The following is a 26,061-nucleotide window of genomic DNA, read 5'->3' as shown; positions in this document are numbered from 1 at the left end:
TTAACCAAGAATCTAACTAAAGTTGAAATCAAAAATCATACATGAAAGACTTATTAAAAATTTACGAAAATAAAGAACCAGAAATAGTTTTTAACTGGAAGGATGCAGAAACTGATGCAGAAGGATGGACAGTTATAAACTCGCTTAGAGGTGGAGCTGCAGGAGGTGGAACCAGAATGCGAAAAGGCTTGGATATGAACGAAGTGTTATCTCTAGCTAAAACCATGGAAGTTAAATTTACAGTCTCTGGACCAGCAATTGGTGGTGCAAAATCTGGAATTAATTTTGACCCTAAAGATCCAAGAAAACATGGTGTTTTAGAGCGTTGGTATAAAGCTGTATCGCCATTATTAAAAAGCTATTATGGTACTGGAGGCGATTTAAATGTGGACGAGATCCATGAGGTTATTCCTATTACAGAAAGTTCTGGAGTGTGGCACCCACAAGAAGGGGTTTTTAACGGACACTTTAAACCCACAGAAGCAGATAAAATAAACCGTATTGGACAATTACGTCAAGGCGTTATTAAAGTACTGGAAAACATAAATTATTCACCAGACGTTTCTAGAAAATATACTGTAGCAGACATGATTACTGGTTATGGTGTTGCAGAAGCTGTTAGGCATTATTATGATGTTTATGGTGGTAGCGTTAAAGGAAAACGTGCAGTAGTTCAGGGATTTGGTAATGTTGGTTCTTCAGCAGCTTACTATTTAGCTCAAATGGGTGCAAAAATAGTTGGTATTATAGATATTTCCGGAGGAGTTATTAAAGAGGAAGGGTTTACGTTTCAAGAAATTAAAGATTTCTTTTTAACTAAAAACGGAAACACGCTTCAAACAGATAATATGATTCCTTTTGCAGAAATGAATGAGCGCATTTGGTCTCTTGAAACCGAGATTTTTGCACCTTGTGCAGCTTCAAGGTTAATCACTCAACACCAAATCAATCAAATGATTGATACTGGTTTGGAAGTCATTTCTTGTGGTGCAAACGTCCCATTTGCTGATAAAGAGATTTTCTTTGGTCCAATTATGGAACATACCGACGAGCGTGTCAGTTTAATACCAGATTTCATTTCAAATTGTGGTATGGCTCGTGTTTTTGCCTACTTTATGGAACGTAAAGTTCAAATGACTGACGAAGCAATTTTTAATGATACATCAGAGATTATTAAAAAAGCCATTCAAAATGTATATAATAAAAATAATTCAAAATTAGAGATTAGTAAAACAGCTTTCGAGATAGCATTAAAACAATTAATATAATATGGAAACAGTAATAATTTTAGTCTTCGTTCTTGGCTATTTAGCTATAACATTAGAACACAATTTAAAAATCGATAAATTAATTCCAGCATTGGTCATGATGGCTATTAGTTGGGCTTTAATCTCTTTAGGGCTTGATACTTTTCCAGAATGGTTTGATTCTGCAAAACATGGTTTAGTAGAAGGTTATGCTAGTTTGGGACATGAGACCAAAATGCATATTATGGAAGAAACGTTGTTGCACCATTTAGGTAAAACAGCAGAGATTTTAGTATTTCTATTAGGAGCAATGACTATTGTAGAAATCATTGATTATTTTGATGGTTTTTCTACCATAAAAAGCTTCATTAAAACTAAAAAGAAAACTAAAATACTATGGATTTTTGCCTTTTTAGCTTTTATACTTTCAGCTATAATAGATAACCTTACAGCAACAATTGTATTAATTTCTATTCTTCAAAAAATTGTTAAAGACAGAAGCTCACGTATTTGGTTTGCTGGTCTAATAATTGTAGCAGCAAACGCAGGAGGTGCTTGGTCGCCAATTGGAGACGTAACAACTACTATGCTTTGGATTGGTAAAAAAGTAACCACAGGACACTTAATTGGGTATCTGTTACTACCTTCTTTAGTATGTATGTTAGTTCCAACTTTTATTGCTTCGTTTTTACCAGCATTTAAAGGAAATTTAGAAGTAGATGATCAAAATATTGAAAAGCCAAAAAGTAAATTTAGTGCAACGATGCTTTATTTAGGACTAGGTGCTATTGTGTTTGTACCTATATTTAAAACCGTAACGCATCTACCACCTTATGTAGGTATGATGTTAGCATTAGGTGTGGTAGCTATTTTTGCTGAAATTTATAGTTCTGCTAAATTTAGTTTAACAGAATTTCATGCAGAAGAAAGTGATGCACACGCACATCATAGTCCTGTACATCACTCACTATCTAAAATTGAAATGCCAAGTATATTGTTTTTCTTAGGTATTTTAATGGCTGTAGCAGCTTTAGAATCTTTAGGTATATTATTTGGATTTGCATCTACTTTAAAAGAAAGCATGCCAATGATGGGAACAGAATTACATGGTGAAGGCGTATCTGATTTAGTCATCTTATTACTAGGTATTGGATCTGCAGTTATCGATAATGTACCATTAGTTGCAGCTAGTTTAGGGATGTTCTCAGAACCAATTGATAATGAGTTATGGCACTTTATAGCTTATTCTGCAGGAACTGGAGGAAGTATGTTAATTATAGGTTCTGCTGCAGGTGTTGTAGCTATGGGAATGGAAAAAATAGATTTTTTCTGGTATTTAAAAAAGATAGCTTGGTTAGCATTAATAGGGTTTTTATCAGGAGCTTTAGTATTCTTCTGGACAAGAACTTTATTTTAATAAAATTTATAAACCCTCAAGTTACAATCTTGAGGGTTCTTTAAATATTTAAATGTCCGTAAAAACGGAAATCTCTAAATAAATTTCTTTGAAATTTAGTTTTACATACGCAAAACAAAAATTAAACGTTATAAACGTATCTAAATTTATACTATGATAAGTACATTAATACAAGACACTGCTCAAACAGTAGATCCATTAGTAGAAGGTGAATCGGTTGAGAAAACATTATCAATAATAGAGTTGGTCACTACAGGTGGAACTGCTGGAATAATTATTATTGCACTACTTTTTGTGTTATTAATTATGGCAGTTTATATTTATTTTGAACGCTTGTTTGCAATAAAGGAAGCCTCAAAAGTAGATTCTAATTTTATGAATCAAATTAGAGACTATGTAAGTAATGGAAAAATAGAATCGGCTCAAAACTTATGTACTACAGTAGATTCGCCAGTATCAAGATTAATTAGTAAAGGAATATCTAGAATTGGAAAACCTTTAGATGATATTAACACAGCTATTGAAAATGCTGGACGTTTAGAAATATATAGCCTAGAAAAAAACGTAAGTATTTTAGCCACCATTTCTGGTGCTGCACCAATGATAGGTTTTCTTGGAACAGTTATTGGAATGATATTATCCATATTTGAAATAGCAAACTCTGGAGGGTCAATAGATATTAAAACATTAGCAGATGGTTTATATACAGCAATGACCACTACAGTTGGAGGATTAATAGTTGGTATAGTCGCTTACATCGCTTATAACCATTTGGTTGTAAAAACGGATAAAGTGGTCTACCAAATGGAAGCAAATTCTTTAGAATTTTTAGATTTATTAAACGAACCTAGCTAATATGCGATTAAGAGGAAGAAATAAAGTTACACCAGAATTTAACATGTCATCAATGACAGACATCGTGTTTCTGCTGCTTATCTTTTTTATGATTGCATCAACATTAGTATCAGCTGAAGCAATAGATTTGTTATTGCCAAAGTCAACTAGTAAAACCACGCAGACTAAAAACGTATCTGTAAGCGTTGATAAAAATGTCAATTATTATGTAGATATGAAGCAGGTTTCTAAAGAACAACTAGAAGCAGAGGTATTGGCTAAATTAGGAGATGTAGACTCTCCAACAATAACTATTCGTTCAGACGAGAGTGTAGAAATGCAACACGTGGTTTTTATAATGGATATTGCAAACAGAAATAAAATTAAATCTACGTTAGCTGTAAAAGCGCAATAAGATGAAATATTTAGATACCAAACATAAACGTAACTCAGCTAAAATAACAACATTAATTATGTTGATATTGGTTTTGTTATTGTTTGTAGTTGGTCAAAATTATATGGATCCACCAGAAGAATTTGGAGTTGCAATTAACTTTGGAGGAAGCTCTGGAGGAGGTGGTGGTGGAGGTGCACCAGCACAAGTTACTGAGCCTTCAAAAACTAAACCAGAAGACACAAAACCGCAAGAACAACAAGAGGCTTCTAAGCCAACCTCTAAAGACAATGTGTTAACACAAGAAGAAGAGGAAGCTGTTTTAATTAAAAAGCAGCAAGAACAAGCACAAAAAGAAAAAGAAGCAAAAGAAAAAGCACAAGCGGATAAAATAGCTAAAGAGAAAGCAGCTAAAGCTGCTGCAGAAGCAGCAGAAAAAAAGAGACAAGAAGAGATAAAAAAAGCTAATGATGCTTTAATTAATGGTATAAATAATTCTGAAAACCCATCAGACTCTAATAATGATGGTTCAAACAATGGGTCAAATGGTGGTTCGGGAACAGGTAATACTTATGGGCCAAGTCGTTTTGGTGATGGATCTGGTCAAGGAAATGGAGATGGAGTAGGTTATGGGCTAAATGGAAGAGGGCGTCCAACTAACCAAATCTTTAAACAGGACTGCAACGAAGCAGGATTAGTGGTGGTTAGAATTGAGGTTGATCGTTCGGGAAGAGTAGTTAAAGCAGAACCTGGAGTAAAAGGAACTAAAAATACAGCTCCATGTTTACTAAGTCCTGCAAAAAAAATTGCCGAATCTCACAAATGGAAAGCAGACCCTAATGCTCCAGAAAGACAAATAGGTTTTATTAGCATCAACTTTAAATTGGGTCAGTAAACAGTCATGACTTATAAAGACACTTTACATTGGATGTTTTCTCAACTCCCAATGTATCAAAAGCAAGGTCAAAAAGCATTTAAAAAAGACTTAACCAATACCTTAGCTTTAGCGCAACATCTTAAAAACCCACAACAGCAATTTAAATCTATTCACGTTGCAGGCACCAATGGAAAAGGGTCTAGCAGCCATATGTTAGCTTCTATTTTACAAGAAGCTGGTTATAAAGTGGGATTATATACTTCTCCGCATTTAAAAGATTTTAGAGAGCGCATTAAGGTTAATGGTAAACAAGTCAGCAAACAATTTGTTATTGGTTTTATTAAGCGTAATAAAGCTTTTTTAGACAAGCAACAATTGTCTTTTTTTGAAATGACTGTTGGTATGGCTTATAACTATTTTGCGAAGCAAAAAGTAGATATTGCAGTTATTGAAGTTGGTTTAGGTGGTCGGTTAGACTCGACAAACATTATTCTTCCAGAAGTATCATTAATTACAAATATTGGTTTTGATCATGTTCAGTTTTTAGGTAATACACTTCCGCTTATCGCGAAAGAAAAAGCTGGAATCATCAAACCAAACGTACCAGTAGTTATTAGTGAAACCCAACCAGAAATACAATCTGTTTTTATTGATACCGCTAAAAACAATAACAGTCCCATTGTGTTTGCAGACCAAGTTGAAAACCTTTCTTATACTTCGGACTTAAAAGGCAATTATCAATCAAAAAACAGTAAAGGCGTTTTAGAAGTTATTAAAATTCTTCAGAAAAAAAAGTATACAATTTCATCTAAAAATATCAAAAACGGACTACTTAATACTATCAAAAACACAGGTTTAAAAGGGCGTTGGCAGCTATTAAATGAGTCGCCAAAAGTTATATGCGATACTGCACATAACAAAGAAGGGTTAACCATAACCATGCAGCAGTTGTTAAAAGAAGATTTTGAAAATTTACATGTTGTTTTTGGAGTGGTAAACGATAAAGATTTAGTGTCAATTCTACCCATATTACCTAAAAAAGCAACATACTATTTTTGCAAACCTAATGTGCCAAGAGGTTTAGACCAAAATATACTTAAAAAACTATTTGTTTCCAATGGTTTTGTAGGTACTGCTTATTCTTCGGTAGAAGAAGCCTATCAACAAGCATTAAAAAATGCGACTATTAAAGACTTTATCTATATAGGAGGAAGTACATTTGTAGTTGCAGAAGTGGTATAATATTATATTTATTAATAATAAATATGTATTTAAAGACTGTAAATAAGATGGTTAGTTTTTTAGTAAAAAAATATTTTATTTTTTTTGCCAAAAAGTTTTTGCAAAATCAAAAACTACTCTATATTTGCAGTCCTAATAATTAGGGCGCGTAGCTCAGTTGGTTCAGAGCACTTGGTTTACACCCAAGGGGTCAGGGGTTCGAATCCCTTCGCGCCCACAAAAAAATCCGAAACTTATGTTTCGGATTTTTTTTATTTATAAAAGTTCTAAAACTCGCTCTAAAGCCATTCCTCTTGATCCTTTAATTAAAAGCGTACTGCTTTTTATTGGTTTAAAATTGGCTTTAAACTCTTCAAACGATTGATATTGTTTGGTTTTTAGGTTGTTTGACTTTGATTTATAGAAATTTTCACCAATTAAAAATATTGAGTCAATATTTAACGAATTAGCAAAATCTGTTATGTATTGATGTTCTTCTGAAGCAGAGTTGCCTAACTCAAACATATCACCTAAAATAGCAATTTTATTGCTTTGTGTTTGTTTGGTAAAGTTTTTTAAAGCTACTTCCATACTAGACGGGTTAGCATTATAAGCATCTAAAATAATAGTGTTACTTCCTTTTTTAATTATTTGAGAACGATTATTAGTTGGAATGTAACTTTCAATAGCTTTTTTAATAGCTTCCATTTCTACATTAAAATATAGTCCAATAGTTGATGCTGCACATAAATTAGTAAAGTTGTATTCGCCAATTAAATTGGAGGTAATTGTAGTGTCCTTAATTTTAAAAGCTACAAAAGGATTGGCAACTAGAAATTCTATTTTTTGATAGTTTGAATCGTTTTGACTAAATCCATATTTCTTGATGTAATTATTTAGCTTATCTTTTTGAATATTATCATCAGCATTTATAAATATATGTTTATCATGATTAATCAAATAATCATATAATTCACTTTTACCTTTTATAACACCTTCTACACCTCCAAATCCCTCTAAATGAGCTTTACCAAAGTTAGTGATGTAACCATAATCTGGTTGTGCAATTTGACATAGAAATTCTATTTCTTTTTGATGATTAGCACCCATTTCTACAATACCAATCTCTGTTTGTTTGGTCATTGACAATAGAGTAAGTGGTACACCAATGTGATTGTTTAAATTTCCTATTGTAGCTGTTGTATTATATTTTTGAGATAATACAGTATTTATTAACTCTTTAGTCGTAGTTTTTCCATTACTACCTGTTAAGGCAATAATTTTAACTCCCAAATAATGTCTATGATAATTAGCTAATGCTTGAAGTGTTTTTAAGCTGTTTTTAACTAGAATTGTCTTTTCTGATAGATAATAGTCTTTATCGTCAATAACAGCAATTTTTGCTCCTTTTTTTAAAGCTTCTTTTGCAAAGGTATTACCATTAAAGTTATCACCACTTAAAGCAAAAAACATGTTGTTTTCTGCTACTTTTCTGGTATCTGTACTTATGGCGTTACAATCCAGAAATACTTTATGTAGGGTTTCAATATTCATAAAATAAAAGTATAAAAAAAGTCCTAACAAATGTGTTAGGACTTTGATATATTAACTAATAATTTATTTAGTTTTTAGATTTTCTTTGACCTTTAGATTTTGAGCCTACTCTAGACATTGCACATCTAAACCCAATATAGTCTGTAGCCATATTTTGTGGGTAATAACGTCTTTGTGCAGGATCTAACCAATATTCTCTATCTTTCCAAGAACCTCCTTTATACACTCTAACTTCGTCATTGATTAAAGAGGTACGCTTATTAGACTTATCATATTCTCTTATCAAGTTTCCAGAAGAATCAACTTCTATATTATGCTTTGGTGCATTATACATTTTGCGTGTAGCAGCATCTTCTGAAGCTTCACTTTCTTCATCACCAAATCTATCTGCATAATAACGTGATGATTGTATGTCTCCATCTCTAAAGTTACGGTTGTCACTTCTGTCAAAATTTGTTCTTAAATAAGTTTCTTCTTCATCAACAGGCTTAGTTGCAATTTCACCAGGTAAATCTCTTGGAACAACTTTTCCGTTTGGTAAAGTGTCAAAAACTATTTCGTCTGTTCCAACTACTTTAACGGTTCCATCTTCTGTAATAACGTTTTTAGTATACACGTTACCTCTGTAGTAGTTAAAATCATTAAACTCGTCATCAACTATTGGTCTGTAGACATCAGCAACCCATTCTGCAACGTTACCTGCCATATCATATAAACCATAATCATTAGGATCATAAGATTTTACTTCTGCAGTAATATCTGCACCATCATCAGACCATCCAGCAATTCCACCATAATCTCCTTTTCCTTGCTTGAAGTTTGCTAATTGATCTCCTTTTATTTTACGATTTCCAGAACGTGTATATTGTCCATCCCATGGATATTTTTTACGACCTCTGTATACGTTGTAACTTCTAATTTCTGATAATCCTAAAGCAGCATATTCCCATTCTGCTTCAGTTGGTAGTCTGTATTTAGGTGAGATCAAACCAGTTTCACGAGATGCGTAAACGTTAATTTCTTCTCCAGCTGCATTAGTTTGAGCTTTTAATTTTCCTCCTCTTAATATCTCTTCGTTACCACCAAAAGTTTGTGTTGGAGAATTAATGTAAGTATCAGTGCTAAAGTTAGCATCTGCTGTAGCTTCTAATTGGCTTCCTTGTTTTAGGTAACCATCTTTTTGTAAATATAATTCATTAACACGATCGGTTCTCCAATTAGCAAACTCTACTGCTTGAATCCAGCTTACACCAACTACAGGATATTCTCCATAACCTGGATGACGTAAATAGTTTTCTGTCATTACTTCATTATAACCTAAACGGTTTCTCCAAACTAAAGTATCTGGTAATACACCATTATATATAGCTCTAAAATTTTCTTCTTCAGGTGGATAAGTTCTTTTTATCCAATCTAAATATTCTAGATACATTTTATTAGTTACTTCTGTTTCATCCATGTAAAAGGATTGAACGTGTTGCTGGTTAGGTGTATTGTTCCAGTCATGCATTACATCATCTTGGACTCTACCCATAGTAAAAGTTCCACCTTCAATAAAAACTAAACCAGGAGCAGTCTCTTGTTCTTTAAATTTGGTGTTGTATTGAAAACCACCATCTTTAGAGTTAATTTGCCATCCTGTAGCTCTAGAGGTATTAGAACCACTACCAGATCTTTTACAGCCAACCAAGGTTAGCGAAATCGCTACGATTAACAACAACCTTGATACAATTACTTTTTTCATATTCATTTGTTTGAGTAAGCTAATAATATTTTTTAGGAGTCGCAATATAATAATTAAACCCAACAAAACAACATAAATTGTCATTTTTGAGTAAAAAAAACTGCATTTCATCCTATTTTTTTACTTTACAACGATGTTTTTTATGCTTTTTATCGTCGTTTTGAAACACTATAACGTGTGTTTTTAAATTTTATTATTGTAATTTTGACTTGTTTTTATGAAATTATTAAGATTTAAATAATATCATCTTAAATAAGACGTTACTATTGCAATGAAAAAGATATTTTTAGTACTACTAGTACTTTATTTAACACCATTATTTTCTCAAGAAAAAAAGATTAGTCTAGATTGGGATAAGTCCCAAACTATGTCTACTAGCGATTATTCTTTAACGATACCTTCTTTTTTACCATCACAAAATTATTCGTTTAATGGTTCTGAAGGCATTAAGTATATAAATCAATGGAAAATAAATGGCTTTGTTAATGAAAACTCCATAACCATTACTAATATTAACTATTTGCCAATTACCAAGTCAGAATTGTACGATCTTGATATTACTACAATACCTAATACCTTAGAATACTCTTTAAAGAATGCAACTGGACGTGATGTTAATTATGCAGTCTTTACTTTAAGCCCCATAATAAAGGATGGTAATGGATATAAAAAAATAAGTTCGTTTACAATGAAGTACAGTATGGCTGCTTCATCTAATAGAATTAATAATAGTCAAGTACTTACAAATTCGGTATTAAATAGTGGAAGTTGGTATAGGTTTGAAGTAACTACTTCTGGTGTATATAAATTATCTAAATCGTTTTTAAGCCAAATGGGAATAAATGTAAATGGCTTAGATCCTAGAAATATAAAATTATTCGGTAATGGCGGTAAAATGATGCCTTTTGCCAATAATGCAAACTTTCCGTTTGATCCTACAGAGAATGCAATACGAGTTATTGGAGAAGAAGATGGAGTGTTTAATGATACTGATTATATTTTGTTTTACGCTCAAGGTCCATCAGCAGATGTTAATACCCCTTACATTAATACTAATATTAATCCTTATACAGATAAAACTGCGTATTACATTAATATAAGTGCTGGGCAAGGTAAACGTATACAACAATTTAATCAACCAGCAGGTTTGCCTTCCACTACCTTTAATACTTTTCATGATTATCAATTTCATGAAGTAGATCAAAACAATATTGTTTTTGTTGGTAGACGATGGTTTGGCGAACGTTTTGGTGTTGAAAATTCTCGTTCTTTTGATTTTAACTTTCCTAACCTAGTGACCTCAGAACCTATAGATTTAAAAGTTGTTACAGCTTCTGTTGCTGTTAACGAAACAGTTTTTTCTATTTCAGTAAATAATACTTTAGATGGTACTTTAACTATAAATGGTTCAAATATAGGTAATGGTGTATATGCAACGGGAGGAACCTATCAAAACAGCTTAATGGTTTCAGGAGATAACATAAATGTTAATTTGGATTATGACAATCAAGGTAATCCTAGTGCTACTGCTTATTTAGATTATATCTCTATTGAAGCTACTAGAGCATTAACGTTTTCAGGTTCGCAATTTCATTTCAAAAATAAGGCATCGACACAGTCTAACGATGTGGCTAGTTATGTGTTGACTAATGCGTCACAAGTACAAGAGGTTTGGGATGTGACTAATATTTATGACATTACCTCTATAGCAAATCCAAATGCAGAAGCTACCTTAAGTTTTAAAGCGCCAATGGGTGACTTAAAAACATTTGTTACTGTTACGTCTCAGAATTATTTTGAACCCATTTTAGCAGCCAATAGTATTGTAAATAATCAAAATTTAAAAGGAACTATATTTTTAAACAGCCAAGGTCAATTTGAGGATATAGATTATTTGATGTTAACTACTCAGTCTCATTTAACACAAGCTCAAAGGTTAGCTCAGATAAATAGAGATAAAAAAAACTTAACAGTAAAGGTGGTGACTTTAGATCAGATTTATACAGAGTTTTCTTCTGGTAGTCCAGATATTACGGGTATTAGAAATTTTGTAAAATACGTTTATGATAATGCTAGTACACCAGAAAATAGGGTGAAATACTTATGTCTTTTTGGAGATTCTTCGTTTGATTATAAAGGAAGGATTTCAGATAACACCTATAATTTTCCAACATGGAATGCGTATAATAGTTTTACTTTATCAAACTCGTTTATTTCTGACGACTTCTATGCGTATCTAGATCCAGGAGAAGGGGTTATGGATTTGTTTAATAATTCTAACAAATTAGATGTTGCTGTTGGAAGAATAATAGCAGACTCGCCTTTAAGAGCACAACAAATGGTAGATAAAATAGAAATTTACTATTCTAAAGAAGCGCTAGGAAGCTGGCGTAATAATTTTGTTGTAGTATCTGATGATGTAGACGAAGCTTGGGAAGCAACATTGCAAGAAACCACAGACGAAATTGCAGATGAAGTTACATCATTTAAACCATTTATAAATGTAACCAAAATTCATACAGATTCTTATCAACAAGAAGCTTCTGCAGGAGGTGATCGTTATCCTGAAGTTAATGAAGCTATTTCCAATGCGATAGAGAGAGGAGCAATAATGGTTAATTATTTTGGGCATGGAGGTGAAGACGGATTAGCATTTGAGCGTATATTTCAAAAACCAGATGCAGAAGCATTAAATAATGATTGTAAACTAAATTTATTTGTAACGGTAACTTGCGAGTTTACTAGATTTGACAACCCCTTACGTGTCACCGCGGGAGAGCTTATTTATTGGAATAAAAATGCAGGAGCAATATCATTAATTACTACTACAAGACAGATTTTTGTTACTGTAGGTAAAGATTTTAATAAAATTTTAAAAGAATATTTATTTTCTTACAGTACAAACGATACTTACAGCTATTTTGAATATCCATCAATCGCAGAGGCTTTAAGACTTGCCAAAAATGATCCTAATTTTTCTAATGCTCAAAAAAATCTAGCATTTTATATAGGTGATCCAGCATTAAAATTAACAATACCGCAACCAAATATTAGATTAACTAAAATTAACGATGTTTCAATTACACAAGAAACAGATGTGCTTCAAGCTTTAAGCTATGCTAAGTTAGCTGGAGAAGTAACAGATGTAAATGGTAATTTATTAAGCGATTTCAATGGTATATTAACCACAACTATTTACGATAAAGAAATAGAAAGAGAAACCTTAGCTAATGATAATGTTTATGAAAATGGTCAGTTAATAAAATTAAATTTTAAAACATTAGGTGCTATTGTGTTTAGAGGTCAAGCTACAATAACTAATGGTCAATTCGAATTTGATTTTGTAGTCCCTAAAGATATTGGTATTCCTGTAGGTACTGGAAAGGTTAGTTTTTATGCCACAAAAAACAACTCGTTAGACGATAAAACCGGAGCAAGTATTGAAACACTAAAAATTGGAGGTATAAATCCAAATGCAGCAGAAGATAATATTGGACCTACTATACAATTATATATGAATGACGAGTCCTTTGTCTCTGGTGGAATAACCAACGAGTCTCCAACATTAATTGCCAAATTTGAAGACGATAACGGTATTAATACTGCTAGTGGTATTGGACATGATATTGTTGCTTTGTTAGATGGTGACGAGGTGAACCCTTATGTGTTAAACGATTATTATTTAACAGAAGTAGACGATTATACAAAAGGTAGTTTAAGTTATCCGTTTAGAAACTTAGAGCCAGGATTACATACCTTAACGCTTAAAGCTTGGGATGTTTATAATAATTCTGCTACTGCAGAAATCCAGTTTGTAGTGTTTAATGAAAATGAAAACTTGGTCATAAATAACGTGCTTAATTATCCAAACCCTTTTGTAAATTATACCGAGTTTTGGTTTAGTCATAATAGCTCAGAAATTCTAGATATTTCAGTTCAAATATTTACAATTTCAGGTAAATTGGTTAGAACGTTGAATGGTCATACTACTTTAGCAGGTGGTAAAACTGTAAAATCAACCTCCAGAGATATTGTGTGGGATGGTCGAGACGATTTTGGAGATAAAATAGGAAAAGGAACCTATATTTATAAACTAAAAGTACACTCACCAAGCACTAATAAATCAGTAGAAAAAATAGAGAAACTTGTAATCCTGTAATAAAAAATTATATTTGTTAACTAATATTGATACATGAAAAATAAAATTTTAATAGCAATAGCTTTCCTTTTCGCCCTTAAAGGACTATCGCAAGAGACAATAACAAATCCAAATGACTCTAGAGTTATAACTACAGGAGTCCCATTTTTATTGATAGCTCCAGATGCTAGAGCAGCAGCAATGGGAGATATGGGTGTGGCTACATCACCCGATGCTTTCTCGCAACAATGGAACTCGTCAAAATATGTGTTTTCAGAAAACAAATCTGGTGTAGCAATAAGTTACACACCATATTTAAGCAAATTGGTAAACGATATCTTTTTAGGTAACGTGACCTATTTTAACAGACTTAACGACAATAGTGCATTTGCAGCTAGTTTTAAATATTTTTCGTTGGGAGATATAGAATTTGTTCAAGACGAATTTTCTGAAGCTTTGGTTCAACGACCAAATGAGTTTACATTTGATGTATCCTATGCTTTACGATTAAGTGATCAATTTGGAATGTCCGTTGCAATGCGTTATTTACAATCGGATTTAAAACTAAATATAGGTGATAACGATACAAAAGCAGCTAGTACATTTGGTGTTGATATTTCTGGATATTATCAAAGTGAAGAACAAGCATACAACGATTTTAATGGTCGTTGGAGAGCAGGATTTGCTATTCAGAATCTAGGTCCTAAGTTTAAGTATGATGAAGCTGGTCAAGAAAATTTTCAACCGACTAATTTAAGATTAGGTGGAGGGTTTGATTTTATTTTAGACCAATATAATAAAGTAGGCGTTACTGCAGAGTTTTCAAAATTACTAGTCCCAACACCTCCGCTTTTAGGATTTGATGATACAGATGGTGATGGCGAGCAAGATGCTGACGAGCCAACATATATCGTAGCAGGTAAAGATCCTGATGTACCATTCTTATCGGGTGTTTTTCAATCGTTTGGAGATGCTCCAGGTGGATTTAAAGAAGAATTACAAGAGTTTACCTATGCGTTAGGTGCAGAGTATACTTATCAAGATTCGTTTGCTTTTAGAGCAGGATATTTTAATGAACATGAAACTAAAGGTGCGCGTAAATTTTTTGCTTTAGGAGCAGGATTTAAATATAACGTTATAAATGTAGATTTATCTTATCTGTTTTCTGCATCTCAAGTGCAAAGTCCATTAGAAAGTACATTGCGTTTTTCTTTAACCTTTAATTTAGGTGCTGGAACTTATGATGAATATTAATAACATTAATTAATAAACAACTTAAAAACTATTGTGAAAACAATAGTTTTTTTGTCTAAAATAGTTGCATAAATTTAAAACTATGAAGGAAGTCAAAATAGAAACCATATTACAAGTATTTGATAATATTAACGAGTTGCCAAAGGATATACAAGACTTGATGCGTAGAGCATCAGAAGCTAGAAGTAATGCTTATTCACCATATTCAAAATTTAGTGTTGGTGCTGCAATATTGTTAGATAATCAAGAAGTAGTTACAGGAAGTAACCAAGAAAATGCATCATATCCATCTGGATTATGTGCAGAACGTACAGCAATTTATTATGCTGGAGCACAATATCCCAATGCAAAAATGCTTAAAATGGCTATCATAGCTGGTTCTCAAAGCCACCCAACATTAACTCCTATTCCACCTTGTGGAGCGTGTAGACAAGCTATTTCAGAATACGAAGTCAAACAAGATGCGCCAATCGAGTTGTATTTTATGGGAGAAACGGGTAAAGTAGTCCGCTCAAATTCGTTAGCTAACCTGCTTCCATTAATTTTTGACAAATCAGTATTATAACTCAATCGTTTTCGTGATAATTTTACTATTTACAGTTTTTTTTATTACTAACTAAAGTGTTACTTTTGTTATTCGTTATAAATAATAAACGTCACCAATGCAAAAAGTAACAAAAGAAACGTATATTAAATGGTATGAAGACATGCTGTTTTGGAGAAAGTTTGAAGACAAGCTTGCAGCTGTTTACATCCAACAAAAAGTTAGAGGTTTCCTTCATTTGTATAATGGGCAAGAAGCTGTTTTAGCTGGAGCTTTACATGCAATGGATTTAACTAAGGATAAAATGATTACTGCTTATCGTAATCACGTACAACCTATTGGTATGGGTGTAGATCCAAGACGTGTCATGGCAGAATTATATGGTAAAGCAACCGGTACTTCACAAGGTTTAGGTGGTTCTATGCATATCTTTTCTAAAGAACACCGTTTTTATGGAGGACATGGTATTGTAGGAGGTCAAATTCCATTAGGTGCAGGTATTGCATTTGGAGACAAATATCATGGTGTAGATGGTGTTACACTTTGTTGTTTTGGAGATGGAGCAGCAAGACAAGGTTCTTTACATGAGACTTTTAACCTAGCAATGCTTTGGAAATTACCTGTTGTATTTGTGTGTGAAAATAATGGTTATGCTATGGGTACTTCTGTAGAACGTACTGCAAATCATACAGATATTTGGAAGTTAGGTTTAGGTTACGAAATGCCATGTGGACCAGTAGATGGTATGAATCCTGTAAAAGTAGCAGAAGCTTTTGATGAAGCTATTCAACGTGCTCGTCGTGGTGATGGACCAACGTTTTTAGAACTAAAAACATACAGATATAGAGGTCACTCAATGTCTGATGCGCAACATTATAGAACTAAAGACGAAGTTGCAGAATACAAAAAAATAGACCCAATTACTCAAGTTAAAGATATTATACTTGAAAATAAATACGCTACAGAAGCAGACCTTAAAAAAATTGACAAACGTGTTAAAGATTTGGTTGCCGAGTGCGAAAAATTTGCTGAAGAATCACCTTATCCAGATAAAAATGTGATGTATGATGCAGTTTATGAACAAGAAGATTATCCATTTATAGACCACAAAATTAAATAAGCTATGGCAGAAATAATTAACATGCCTCGTTTAAGCGACACCATGGAAGAAGGGACAGTTGCTACGTGGTTAAAAAAAGTTGGAGATAAAATAGAAGAAGGAGACATTCTTGCAGAAATCGAAACAGATAAAGCAACAATGGAATTTGAATCTTTCCACGAAGGCACCTTATTACACATTGGTGTTCAAGAAGGAGAGACAACAAAAGTAGACCAGTTGTTAGCTATTATTGGAGAAGAAGGTGAAGACATTTCTGGTTTATTAAACGGAAGTTCAGAAAAACCTTCTGAAGATAAAAAAGAAGACGCTAAAGACAAGCCTGAAGAAGATGATGCAGCAGAAACTGCTAATGAAACTTCAGAAGCTCAGGACATTCCAGAAGGCGTAACAGTAGTTACTATGCCTAGGTTAAGTGACACTATGGAAGAAGGAACTGTAGCAACTTGGTTAAAAAAGGTTGGTGATGATGTAGAAGAAGGAGATATTTTAGCCGAAATTGAAACGGATAAAGCTACAATGGAATTTGAATCTTTTCAGTCAGGAACATTATTATATGTTGGACTTGAAGAAGGAGATTCTGCAAAAGTAGATTCATTATTAGCTATAATCGGTCCAAAAGGAACAGACGTTTCTGGTATAGCTAAAAACTTTAAAGCAGGTAGTACACCAGCCAAAAAAGAAGCTGCTACACCAGATACAAAGCAGGAAACAAAGTCTGAAGCTCCTAAAAAAGAGACCTCAAAACAAGAATCTGTGTCTCAAACTTCTGAGAACACGCCAACTGGACGTGTGTTTATTTCTCCTTTAGCTAAAAAAATGGCTGAAGAAAAAGGGGTTAATATCTCTCAAGTTAAAGGATCAGGTGAAAACGGACGTATTGTAAAACGCGATATAGAAAACTTTACACCATCTGCAGCAGTGCAATCTTCTGCACCATTTGCTAAATTTGTAGCTTCAGGACAGGAAGATTTTGATGAAAAACCAAACTCGCAAATGCGTAAAGCAATTGCTAAAAATTTAGCTAAATCTAAATTTACTGCGCCTCATTATTACTTAAATGTAGAGTTTGACATGGATAATGCAATTGCATTCCGTGCACAATATAACTCTATTCCAGATACTAAGATTTCATTTAACGACATGATTGTTAAAGCTTGTGCTTTAGCTTTACGTCAACACCCGCAAGTTAACTCGCAGTGGTTTGATGATAAAATGAAACTTAACAATCACGTGCATATTGGAGTTGCAGTAGCTGTTGAGGATGGATTATTAGTTCCTGTGGTAAAGTTTGCTAATGAGCAATCATTACCTCAAATTGGAGCAGCCGTAAAAGATTTTGCTGGTCGCGCAAGAAATAAAAAATTATCTCTGGACGAGATGGAAGGTAGTACTTTTACTATTTCTAATTTAGGAATGTTTGGTATAGAAAGTTTCACTTCTATTATTAATCAGCCAAATTCTGCTATATTATCGGTAGGAGCAATTGTTCAGAAACCAGTAGTTAAAAATGGTCAAATTGTACCAGGAAACACAATGAAGTTAACATTAGCTTGCGATCACAGAACGGTTGATGGAGCTACAGGAGCTCAGTTTCTACAAACCTTAAAAGGATATATAGAAAATCCAGTGACCATGCTAGTATAATATTTTCGCTTAAGCGAAATATAATCCATATATAATCCCATTTCAACTTAATTGATTTGGGATTTTTTTATCTTTAAACACAAACAATTTTATACATGAAAAATATAATAACAGTATTAGTATTAGTATTTCTTTTTACCGCTTGTAAAACTAAAGTTAATGATACTTTAAAACCAGAAGATTACACGGTAACAAGTCAAGAAATTAAAGACATAGTATCTTTTTTAGCAGACGATAATTTAAAAGGTAGAAATACAGGTACAGAAGGTATTAATGAAGCTGCAGACTACGTAGAATCTAAATTTAAATCTTACGGGTTAAAACCTTATTTTGACACATTTCGTGATCATTTTACGGTTCAGGATATGGATGCTTATAATGTTGTTGGGTATTTAGAAGGTAATGATGCCACATTAAAAGATCAGTTTATTGTTATTGGAGCACATTACGATCATATTGGAAAAAGTAAAATAGTTGAAAATGATAGTATTGCTAATGGTGCTAACGATAATGCTGCAGGAACTAGCGGAGTTTTAGCTTTAGCAAAATACTTCGGAGCTAAAAAAACCAATAAAAGAAGCTTGTTGTTTGTAACCTTTTCTGCTGAAGAAAAAGGATTACTTGGATCTGCACACTTGGCAAAAAAATTAAAGGACAACAATTTTAATATGTACACTATGATTAATTTAGAAATGATTGGTGTGCCTTTTAAAGACAGAGATTACATTGCATTTGTAACAGGTTATGATGTCTCTAATATTGCAGATAAGATGAATGACTATTCTGGTAAAAAAGTTATTGGCTATTCAGAGGTTTCTAAAAAATATAATCTGTTTAGACAGTCTGATAATTTTGCATTTTATAAAGAATTTAATTTACCATGCCATACTATTTCATCTTGCGATTTGTCTAATTATGATTACTACCACCATGTGGATGATGAAGCAGATAAATTAGACTATGATCATATGGTTAACCTTATAAATAGTATCATTCCTGGTTTGGAAAAAATGACTAATACACCATCAAAAGAAATTGTTTTAAATGAAAACTAAAAACATAATTATAACAGGGACAAGTAGAGGTATTGGTTTTGAGTTAGTACACTTGTTTGCTAATCAAGGTCATAATGTATTAGCCTTATCTAGAAATGCTCAACCAGTAAATAATCTTCATTTTGAAAATATAACCTCTATAGCTTTTGATTTAGGCAATCCAAACGACTATAAAAAAGTAGAAGAATTTATAAAAGCAGAATGGAAGCAAGTTGATATACTTATTAATAACGCTGGAGTCCTATTAAATAAACCATTTGCTGAAACTTCAATGATGGACTTTGAAAATGTATACAAAACTAATGTCTTAGGAGTTGCCGAAATGACAAGAACAGTGTTACCGTATATGCACAAAGATAGTCATGTGGTTACAGTTAGTTCTATGGGTGGCGTACAAGGTAGTATGAAGTTTCCAGGACTATCTGCTTACAGTTCTAGTAAAGGTGCTGTAATAACGCTTACAGAGTTGCTTGCAGAAGAGTATAAAGACACAGGACCAAGTTTTAATGTGTTAGCTTTAGGAGCAGTGCAAACCGAAATGTTAGAAGAAGCGTTTCCTGGCTATCAAGCTCCAACTACTGCTAAACAAATGGCAGAGTATATCGCAAATTTTGCAATAAGCGGACACCAGTTTTACAATGGAAAACTATTACAAGTATCAAATTCTACTCCATAAAAAAAACAGCTAATTTATGTTTATAAATTAGCTGTTTAATAGGTTTAGTTAGTTGTACTTTATACGCGTTCTAATGCAGCATATGCTTCTGCACTAGAAAATTGATCTTCAGAAAAAACATTATATTCTAATACTTTAATGACTTGCATTAATTGTTCAAAATCTTTTTTCTGGTAGATTGGTTTTAAACTATCATCTAGTTTAAAATACATCTCGCTGCTATTGTTGTCTTTGTTTTTTCCATAAAAAAACAAGATTTCATTTTTTTTAGGTTTAAAATAAGCAAAGTCTTCAGCAATACTAGCTTGATTGTTGTAATATATTTTAATGTAAACTTTTTCTGAATCTATTTCGTTTTCAATACTCAATTCTTCAGGATGAAGTCTGTATCTTGTTACTTGTAGATAGTCGGCAGAATTTGTACTTTGGTCAGTGGTTTCTTGAGCTTGTATAGTACTTAGGGAAAGTACAAACAAGAGAATAAGGGATAATCTCATAGTTGCTATTAATCTGTTAGTTTGTTAGGGATAATAATTAATCGACAACAAGAAAGCAATTTTTTTCATAAAAACAAAAGCAAAACTAATATTAATACAAAATTTTAACATTTTAATTATGGCATTAACACCTTCAAACCCATTTCCTTTAGGAAAAATCGCACCCGAATTTTCATTGTATGATGTTGTAACTAGAAAGACTCTAAATTTACACCAGATAAAAGGTGACAAAGGAACTGTAGTTGTTTTTATATGCAATCATTGTCCGTTTGTAATCCATATAAACCCAATGTTAGTAAACATTGCGAATCAATATCAAGACAAAGGAATTGCTTTTATAGCAATTAGTAGTAACGATGTTGAAAATTATCCACAAGATGGACCAGAACAGATGCAGCAGGTAGCCAAAGATTTAAGTTACCCTTTTCCGTATTTATATGATGACACTCAGGAAGTAGCAAAAGCATATGATGCAGCTTGTACACCAGATTTTTATGTGTTTGATGCTGATTTAAAATCGACGTACCATGGGCAGATGGACAATTCAAGACCAGGAAATGAAATACCTGTAACTGGAAAAGACTTAATACATGCTATGGATGCTGTTTTAAATGATCAACAACCTTTAGAAAGCCAAAAACCAAGTATAGGGTGTAATATTAAATGGAAATAAAAGCTGCTTATTTATTTTTTTAAATTAAAAAATTACTCAAATTTGTCATCAATTTATTCTTAAATAATGCAACAAACTACAAACACCATATTAATGATTCGTCCTGTAAACTTTAGGATGAATGAGCAAACCGCTGTCAATAATTATTTTCAGGAAGATATAAACTTAAAAAATGCCGAAATTAATGCAAAAGCACAAGCGGAATTTGATGCATTTGTTGAAAAACTTAGAGCAGTAGGAGTGCAAGTTATTGTAGAGCATGATGATGAGCTTATGGATACGCCAGACTCAGTATTTCCTAACAATTGGGTTAGTTTTCATGAAAATGGTGATGTGGCTATTTATCCTATGTTTGCTGAAAACCGCAGAAAGGAAAGACGCGATGAGGTGTTTATCCGTCTTGAAAAAGAAGGTTTTAAAATAAATAATATAATAGATTATACTTCAGCGGAAGAGGAAGGTGTATTTCTTGAAGGAACGGGTAGTTTATTATTAGATAGAGTTAATAGTATAGCTTATTGTGCGTTATCACCAAGAGCGGATGAAACATTGTTTATTGAATTTTGTGAAGATTTTGAATACACTCCTGTTGTTTTTACAGCAAAACAAACTGTAGATGGTAAACGACTACCCATATATCATACTAATGTAATGATGTGTTTGGCAGAAACGTTTGCTGTTATTTGTTTAGAAACTATTGATGATAAAAGAGAACGAAAAAACGTCATCTCTCACCTAGAAAAAACAGGTAAAAAAGTAATTACTATTAACGAAAAGCAAATGCATCAATTTGCTGGTAATATGTTACAAGTTAAAGGTAAAGATAATCAATTATATTTAGTAATGAGTCAAGCAGCTCATGATAGCTTAAGTCCAGCACAGAAAGCGTTGATAGAAGCACATTGCCCAATCCTATCAAGCTCGTTAGAGACTATTGAGACTTGTGGTGGCGGAAGCGCTCGGTGTATGATGGCTGAGGTATTTCTACCGAAGGTGTAGTTCATGTCTCACCAGGATTTTCTACTCTGTTTTTTGGTAGCTCTACATAAAAAGTGCTACCAACATTAACAGCGCTTTCAACCCAAATGGTTCCTTTATTTAATTCTACTAGCTCTCTGCAAATAGTTAGACCTAGACCTGTTCCTTTTTCTTTGTTGGTTCCTCTAGTTGTAAAAGTATTGTTTCCAAATAACTTTCCTTGATCTTCTTTACTAATTCCAACACCTGTGTCTGCAACGCTAAGTATAGCTTTACCATTGCTTATTTGGTTGGAGATAGACACACTATCGCCATTATTACAAAACTTTACTGCATTTGCTAATAAATTTTGTATTACAATTTCAATCATGCTTCTATCTGCATAAACAAAATCACGTAGTGTATTGTCTATAAGTCTAACTCCTTTGGCTTCAAATTTTTGATCCATAAGTTTCACTTTTTCAGAAAAAACTTCTTGAATATCAAATAATGAAGGTTTAGGTTCTAAAGACTGCATCTGCGATTTAGACCAATTTAAAAGGTTAAATAATAATAAAGAGGCATTGTTTGCATTTTCGCTTAACTCTGGTAATAAACTATGAAACTCGTCCTGGGTTAACTGTCCCTCTTTTAATAAATCTATAAACCCTTTAGTAGAGGTTAACGAGTCTTTTAGGTCGTGAGAAACTATAGAAAACAGCTTGTCTTTAACCTTATTAATATTTTCTAGATGTTTACTCTGCTCTAGTATGGCTTCGTTTTGTAACTCAATTTTCTTGTTTTTAGCTTCTAGCTCTCTAGTATATTTAAGTCTACTATTTCGTTTTATAAAAAATAACACAAAAAAGGTCAAGACAATAGCAAAAGCTGCAAGTAGAGCATAAAATATTAGCTTAAACTTGTCTAACTTTTGTTTGGTAGCTAGGTCATCTTCATTTAGTGTATTTGGAATAAGTAATGGATCTGACTGTAAATTAGCTTCATCTATATCATCAATAATAATTATTGGCGAGTTTTTTGCTTGTTCTTGATCTAGTTGTTCTTTTAATTTATAATATTCTTCTTGCCAGGTATAAGCACTTTCAAAATTTCCTTTTTTAGAGTCAAGAATTTGCATCAATTTATAATTACGCAATAACTCTTCGTTATTTTTTGTTACCCTACTTATGTTAGAGGCTTCTTGTAATTGCTCTTCAGCAGTTTTTAATCTGCCTTGTTGTATGTTTAAATCACCTAAACTGTTTAAAGCATATAAGATTTCTTTTTTATTTTCAAATCGTCTATTAAGGTTTATAGATTCTACTAAATACCTTGCAGCAGTTTTAAAATCTTTATCTTTTAAATACGCATTACCTAAATAGGGTAATATTTGTGCTCTTAGTTTTTCGTCACTAGAACTAGCATACCCTAAAGCACTTTCATAATAGCTAACAGCTTGAATGTAATTTTCTTTTTTAGTGTAGATATCACCAAGATTTTTATTGGTGTTAACTAACCCATCAATATTGTTTGACCTGTTGTCTACATCTAATTTTTTTAGATAATAGGTAATGGCTTTTTCTAAATTGCCTGTGGTTTCATAAGTATTAGCTAGATTGTCGTAGTTTTTTGATAATTCATCAAAAAGTTCTCTCTTTTCTAATTCTTTTATAGCAGACAATGCATAGGCTAATCCATCTTTGTAATTACCGTTTTTTATTTCTAAAACTCCTAAATTACTATTTACTTTAGCTATTGAAATGGTGTCTTTAATTGAAGCGTATAAAGATTTTGCATTTTTAAAGTCTGAAATCGCTTTATCAATATTACCTTGTTGGTTACTAATTCTAGCTTTGTAAAAGGTGATTTCTGCTAAGCCTTTTTTGTAATTTAAGTCTTTGGCTAAATCTTCACTTAACGTTATAAATTTTTGGGCTTTACTATAATCTTTTTTATCAAAAAGTATTTTAATAATACTCACAGAAGTGTCCACTTTAGAAGAATCTGGACTTTGGTAAGCTAATTGAATAGTCAGACTATCTAGTTCTTCGTCCTGAGAAAAACCAAATGTAAAACAGAATATAAAAATAAGGACAAATAGTCTCTTCATTTAAGTATACAACATCAAAAACAAAAGTAAAATAAATTGCACAAAAAATGTGCTTGATTTAACTTAAGTTAATGACTTTATTGTTAGTTTAGTTAAAAGAAGAAAATTAGAGGGATTTTCCTTCGAGGTTAAAAATGCCTATTATTAAATTGTTATCATAATTTTTAAGAGGTAATACCAAAAAATTAGCTAAAAGGTTAATTTATTTTTTCAAGTTATAATTTAACTAATTTTAATCGAGATTTTATTAAGATAATCGAATAATTTTCATTCAATAAAAATGCTATCTTTGCGCTCTAAAAAAGTAACAAATAATGAGCCTTCAAGTCACTTTAACACAAGCTGTAAAACAAGCTGTTTCGTCCATTTACAACGCTAATTTGGAATCGGTAGAATTTCAAGCAACCAGAAAAGAATTTGCTGGAGACATTACCCTTGTTGTTTTTCCAATGTTGCGAATTATTAAAGGTAATCCAGTACAAATAGGAGAAGCAATAGGTCAGTATCTTGTAGATAATGTTACTGATGTAGAAGGTTTTAATGTTGTAAAAGGATTTTTAAATCTTGAGATTTCTGCGTCCTATTTTGTTAACTTTTTTAATGCTATTAAAAGCGAAGAACAGTTTGGTTTTGTTAATAGTAATGCAGATAATAAAGCTGTAATGGTAGAATATTCTTCGCCAAACACAAACAAACCATTACACCTTGGTCACATACGTAACAACTTATTAGGTTACAGCGTGTCCGAGATTTTAAAAGCTTCTGGAAAAAAAGTCTATAAAACTCAAATTATAAACGATAGAGGGATACATATTTGCAAAAGTATGTTAGCTTGGCAACGTTTTGGTAATGGTGAAACACCTGAATCTACTGGTTTAAAAGGAGATAAGTTAGTGGGTAATTACTATGTTAAGTTTGACCAAGAATACAAAAAAGAAATTGCTGCTTTAATGGCTCAAGGTAAAACCGAAGAAGAAGCAAAAAAAGAAGCGCCTATTTTAGTTGAAGCCCAGCACATGTTGCAACAATGGGAAGCAGGAGATAAAGATGTGGTAGCGCTTTGGGAAACTATGAATGGTTGGGTGTACGATGGATTTAATACAACGTACAAAAATTTAGGTGTCGATTTTGACAAGTTATATTATGAAAGTCAAACCTATTTGTTAGGTAAAGAATTTGTAGCTGAAGGATTAAAATCTGGCGTGTTTTATAAAAAAGACGATGGGTCTGTGTGGTGCGATTTAACAGAAGATGGTTTAGACGAAAAAATCGTATTGCGTTCAGACGGAACAGCAGTTTACATGACCCAAGATATAGGTACAGCTATCCAACGTGTTAAAGATTTTCCTGATGTTGGCGGAATGGTATATACGGTTGGAAACGAGCAAGAATACCATTTTCAAGTCCTGTTTTTAATTATCAAAAAATTAGGGTTTGATTGGGCTAAAAACCTGTTTCATTTAAGTTACGGAATGGTAGATTTACCTTCTGGAAAAATGAAAAGTAGAGAAGGGACTGTTGTGGATGCAGACGATTTAATAGTTGAGATGGCAGATACCGCTCAAACCATTTCTGAGGACTTAGGAAAATTAGATGGTTATTCAGAAGAAGAAAAGCTAGACTTGTATAAAACTATTGGTTTAGGTGCTTTAAAATATTACATCTTAAAAGTAGATCCTAAAAAACGAATCCTTTTTGATCCTAAAGAATCCATAGATTTTCAAGGTAATACAGGACCATTTATACAATATACTTACGCTAGAATTCAGTCAATTTTACGTAAAGCTAATATTGATCATGAAGTTACATTAACTACAGACAATGTGACTTTACATGATAAAGAACGTGAGCTTATTAAACAATTACAATTGTTTCCAGAGGTGATTCAGCAAGCTGCTAACCAACACAGTCCAGCTTTAATTGCTAATTATACTTATGATTTAGTAAAAGCGTTTAATAGCTTTTATCAAAATGTATCCATTCTTGGTGCAGACACACCAAACGAAATTGTATTTAGAGTACAACTGTCTAAAGTGGTAGCAAATACAATTAAAAATGCATTTGGATTGTTAGGGATAGAAGTTCCGGAGCGTATGTAACTGCTG

General features: G+C 32.5%; 20 protein-coding genes and 1 tRNA gene. 17 read left to right on the top strand and 4 right to left on the bottom strand.

The genetic code is table 11. From position 1 onward, the window contains the following. Positions 1-41: 41 nt before the first annotated feature. The 7 genes from LY08_RS10080 (at position 42) to LY08_RS10050 (ending at position 6,228) form a co-directional block, all read left to right on the top strand. On the top strand, positions 42-1,268 hold the full coding sequence (locus tag LY08_RS10080; RefSeq protein ID WP_111660327.1) for a Glu/Leu/Phe/Val dehydrogenase dimerization domain-containing protein: 1,227 nt from the start codon (positions 42-44) through the stop codon (positions 1,266-1,268). A 1-nt stretch (position 1,269) separates the two neighbouring features. Next, the gene (gene nhaD / locus LY08_RS10075) at positions 1,270-2,664 is read left to right on the top strand and encodes a sodium:proton antiporter NhaD (RefSeq protein WP_111660326.1); all 1,395 of its coding nucleotides are present in this window, start codon (positions 1,270-1,272) and stop codon (positions 2,662-2,664) included. Positions 2,665-2,817: 153 nt separating this feature from the next. After that, positions 2,818-3,519: a MotA/TolQ/ExbB proton channel family protein gene (locus tag LY08_RS10070; RefSeq protein WP_111660325.1), complete on the top strand. Its 702-nt coding sequence runs from the start codon at positions 2,818-2,820 to the stop codon at positions 3,517-3,519. 1 nt (position 3,520) lies between these two features. Continuing rightward, complete coding sequence (locus LY08_RS10065; RefSeq protein ID WP_111660324.1) at positions 3,521-3,913, top strand: ExbD/TolR family protein; 393 nt, start codon at positions 3,521-3,523, stop codon at positions 3,911-3,913. Position 3,914: 1 nt separating this feature from the next. Further along, positions 3,915-4,787 carry an energy transducer TonB gene (locus tag LY08_RS10060; RefSeq protein WP_111660323.1) on the top strand — a complete coding sequence of 291 codons (873 nt, stop codon included), beginning with the start codon at positions 3,915-3,917 and terminating at the stop codon, positions 4,785-4,787. Positions 4,788-4,793: 6 nt separating this feature from the next. Then, positions 4,794-6,011, top strand: coding sequence for a bifunctional folylpolyglutamate synthase/dihydrofolate synthase (locus LY08_RS10055; RefSeq protein WP_111660322.1), 1,218 nt, complete (start codon positions 4,794-4,796; stop codon positions 6,009-6,011). Between the two features lie 142 nt (positions 6,012-6,153). Beyond that, a tRNA-Val gene (locus LY08_RS10050) sits at positions 6,154-6,228 on the top strand. A 38-nt stretch (positions 6,229-6,266) separates the two neighbouring features. Here LY08_RS10050 and LY08_RS10045 read toward each other — a convergent pair. Together LY08_RS10045 and gldJ are read right to left on the bottom strand one after the other, a co-directional pair. Then, positions 6,267-7,544, bottom strand: coding sequence for a UDP-N-acetylmuramoyl-tripeptide--D-alanyl-D-alanine ligase (locus LY08_RS10045; protein WP_111660321.1), 1,278 nt, complete (start codon positions 7,542-7,544; stop codon positions 6,267-6,269). Positions 7,545-7,611: 67 nt separating this feature from the next. Next, the gene (gldJ, locus tag LY08_RS10040) at positions 7,612-9,294 is read right to left on the bottom strand and encodes a gliding motility lipoprotein GldJ (RefSeq protein WP_211305929.1); all 1,683 of its coding nucleotides are present in this window, start codon (positions 9,292-9,294) and stop codon (positions 7,612-7,614) included. 265 nt (positions 9,295-9,559) lie between these two features. Here gldJ and porU point away from each other — a divergent pair, with 265 nt between their 5' ends. From porU to LY08_RS10005, 7 genes are all read left to right on the top strand, one after another. Next, entirely contained in the window at positions 9,560-13,447 is a 3,888-nt protein-coding gene (gene porU, locus LY08_RS10035; protein WP_111660319.1) for a type IX secretion system sortase PorU, read from the top strand. 33 nt (positions 13,448-13,480) lie between these two features. Then, positions 13,481-14,680 carry a type IX secretion system outer membrane channel protein PorV gene (porV, locus tag LY08_RS10030; RefSeq protein WP_111660318.1) on the top strand — a complete coding sequence of 400 codons (1,200 nt, stop codon included), beginning with the start codon at positions 13,481-13,483 and terminating at the stop codon, positions 14,678-14,680. Positions 14,681-14,762: 82 nt separating this feature from the next. Then, positions 14,763-15,245: a cytidine deaminase gene (gene cdd / locus LY08_RS10025; protein ID WP_111660317.1), complete on the top strand. Its 483-nt coding sequence runs from the start codon at positions 14,763-14,765 to the stop codon at positions 15,243-15,245. Between the two features lie 97 nt (positions 15,246-15,342). Beyond that, positions 15,343-16,344 (top strand): pyruvate dehydrogenase (acetyl-transferring) E1 component subunit alpha, encoded by a 1,002-nt coding sequence (pdhA, locus tag LY08_RS10020; protein WP_111660316.1) that lies wholly within the window; start codon positions 15,343-15,345, stop codon positions 16,342-16,344. 3 nt (positions 16,345-16,347) lie between these two features. Next, positions 16,348-17,988, top strand: coding sequence for a pyruvate dehydrogenase complex dihydrolipoamide acetyltransferase (locus LY08_RS10015; RefSeq protein WP_111660315.1), 1,641 nt, complete (start codon positions 16,348-16,350; stop codon positions 17,986-17,988). 95 nt (positions 17,989-18,083) lie between these two features. Next, positions 18,084-19,043, top strand: a complete 960-nt coding sequence (locus LY08_RS10010; protein WP_111660314.1) for a M28 family peptidase — start codon at positions 18,084-18,086, stop codon at positions 19,041-19,043. Further along, positions 19,033-19,719, top strand: a complete 687-nt coding sequence (locus LY08_RS10005; RefSeq protein WP_111660313.1) for an SDR family NAD(P)-dependent oxidoreductase — start codon at positions 19,033-19,035, stop codon at positions 19,717-19,719. Before LY08_RS10010 ends, LY08_RS10005 begins: the two co-directional genes overlap by 11 nt. A 59-nt stretch (positions 19,720-19,778) precedes the next feature. Here the strand turns inward: LY08_RS10005 and LY08_RS10000 are convergent, their stop codons facing one another. Continuing rightward, complete coding sequence (locus LY08_RS10000; protein WP_146603214.1) at positions 19,779-20,216, bottom strand: hypothetical protein; 438 nt, start codon at positions 20,214-20,216, stop codon at positions 19,779-19,781. A 118-nt stretch (positions 20,217-20,334) separates the two neighbouring features. Between LY08_RS10000 and LY08_RS09995 the strand changes: the two genes are divergently transcribed. Further along, entirely contained in the window at positions 20,335-20,889 is a 555-nt protein-coding gene (locus tag LY08_RS09995) for a thioredoxin family protein (protein ID WP_111660311.1), read from the top strand. Between the two features lie 66 nt (positions 20,890-20,955). Continuing rightward, positions 20,956-21,888 (top strand): citrulline utilization hydrolase CtlX, encoded by a 933-nt coding sequence (ctlX, locus tag LY08_RS09990; protein WP_111660310.1) that lies wholly within the window; start codon positions 20,956-20,958, stop codon positions 21,886-21,888. 1 nt (position 21,889) lies between these two features. Here ctlX and LY08_RS09985 read toward each other — a convergent pair whose 3' ends face one another. Beyond that, positions 21,890-23,956, bottom strand: a complete 2,067-nt coding sequence (locus LY08_RS09985; protein ID WP_111660309.1) for a tetratricopeptide repeat-containing sensor histidine kinase — start codon at positions 23,954-23,956, stop codon at positions 21,890-21,892. A 314-nt stretch (positions 23,957-24,270) separates the two neighbouring features. Here LY08_RS09985 and argS point away from each other — a divergent pair, with 314 nt between their 5' ends. Continuing rightward, positions 24,271-26,055, top strand: coding sequence for an arginine--tRNA ligase (gene argS, locus LY08_RS09980; protein ID WP_111660308.1), 1,785 nt, complete (start codon positions 24,271-24,273; stop codon positions 26,053-26,055). The last annotated feature ends 6 nt before the right edge of the window (positions 26,056-26,061 follow it).

The organism is Olleya aquimaris, assembly GCF_003259525.1.
Classification (GTDB): Bacteria; Bacteroidota; Bacteroidia; order Flavobacteriales; family Flavobacteriaceae; genus Olleya; species Olleya aquimaris.
This window is presented reverse-complemented; position numbering and strand designations above follow the sequence as displayed.

Coding starts and splice junctions, on each gene's coding strand:
- LY08_RS10080 (WP_111660327.1), top strand. CDS start 42: ATGAAAGACTTATTAAAAATTTACGAAAATAAAGAACCAGAAATAGTT.
- nhaD (WP_111660326.1), top strand. CDS start 1,270: ATGGAAACAGTAATAATTTTAGTCTTCGTTCTTGGCTATTTAGCTATA.
- LY08_RS10070 (WP_111660325.1), top strand. CDS start 2,818: ATGATAAGTACATTAATACAAGACACTGCTCAAACAGTAGATCCATTA.
- LY08_RS10065 (WP_111660324.1), top strand. CDS start 3,521: ATGCGATTAAGAGGAAGAAATAAAGTTACACCAGAATTTAACATGTCA.
- LY08_RS10060 (WP_111660323.1), top strand. CDS start 3,915: ATGAAATATTTAGATACCAAACATAAACGTAACTCAGCTAAAATAACA.
- LY08_RS10055 (WP_111660322.1), top strand. CDS start 4,794: ATGACTTATAAAGACACTTTACATTGGATGTTTTCTCAACTCCCAATG.
- LY08_RS10045 (WP_111660321.1), bottom strand. CDS start 7,544: ATGAATATTGAAACCCTACATAAAGTATTTCTGGATTGTAACGCCATA.
- gldJ (WP_211305929.1), bottom strand. CDS start 9,294: ATGAATATGAAAAAAGTAATTGTATCAAGGTTGTTGTTAATCGTAGCG.
- porU (WP_111660319.1), top strand. CDS start 9,560: ATGAAAAAGATATTTTTAGTACTACTAGTACTTTATTTAACACCATTA.
- porV (WP_111660318.1), top strand. CDS start 13,481: ATGAAAAATAAAATTTTAATAGCAATAGCTTTCCTTTTCGCCCTTAAA.
- cdd (WP_111660317.1), top strand. CDS start 14,763: ATGAAGGAAGTCAAAATAGAAACCATATTACAAGTATTTGATAATATT.
- pdhA (WP_111660316.1), top strand. CDS start 15,343: ATGCAAAAAGTAACAAAAGAAACGTATATTAAATGGTATGAAGACATG.
- LY08_RS10015 (WP_111660315.1), top strand. CDS start 16,348: ATGGCAGAAATAATTAACATGCCTCGTTTAAGCGACACCATGGAAGAA.
- LY08_RS10010 (WP_111660314.1), top strand. CDS start 18,084: ATGAAAAATATAATAACAGTATTAGTATTAGTATTTCTTTTTACCGCT.
- LY08_RS10005 (WP_111660313.1), top strand. CDS start 19,033: ATGAAAACTAAAAACATAATTATAACAGGGACAAGTAGAGGTATTGGT.
- LY08_RS10000 (WP_146603214.1), bottom strand. CDS start 20,216: ATGAGATTATCCCTTATTCTCTTGTTTGTACTTTCCCTAAGTACTATA.
- LY08_RS09995 (WP_111660311.1), top strand. CDS start 20,335: ATGGCATTAACACCTTCAAACCCATTTCCTTTAGGAAAAATCGCACCC.
- ctlX (WP_111660310.1), top strand. CDS start 20,956: ATGCAACAAACTACAAACACCATATTAATGATTCGTCCTGTAAACTTT.
- LY08_RS09985 (WP_111660309.1), bottom strand. CDS start 23,956: ATGAAGAGACTATTTGTCCTTATTTTTATATTCTGTTTTACATTTGGT.
- argS (WP_111660308.1), top strand. CDS start 24,271: ATGAGCCTTCAAGTCACTTTAACACAAGCTGTAAAACAAGCTGTTTCG.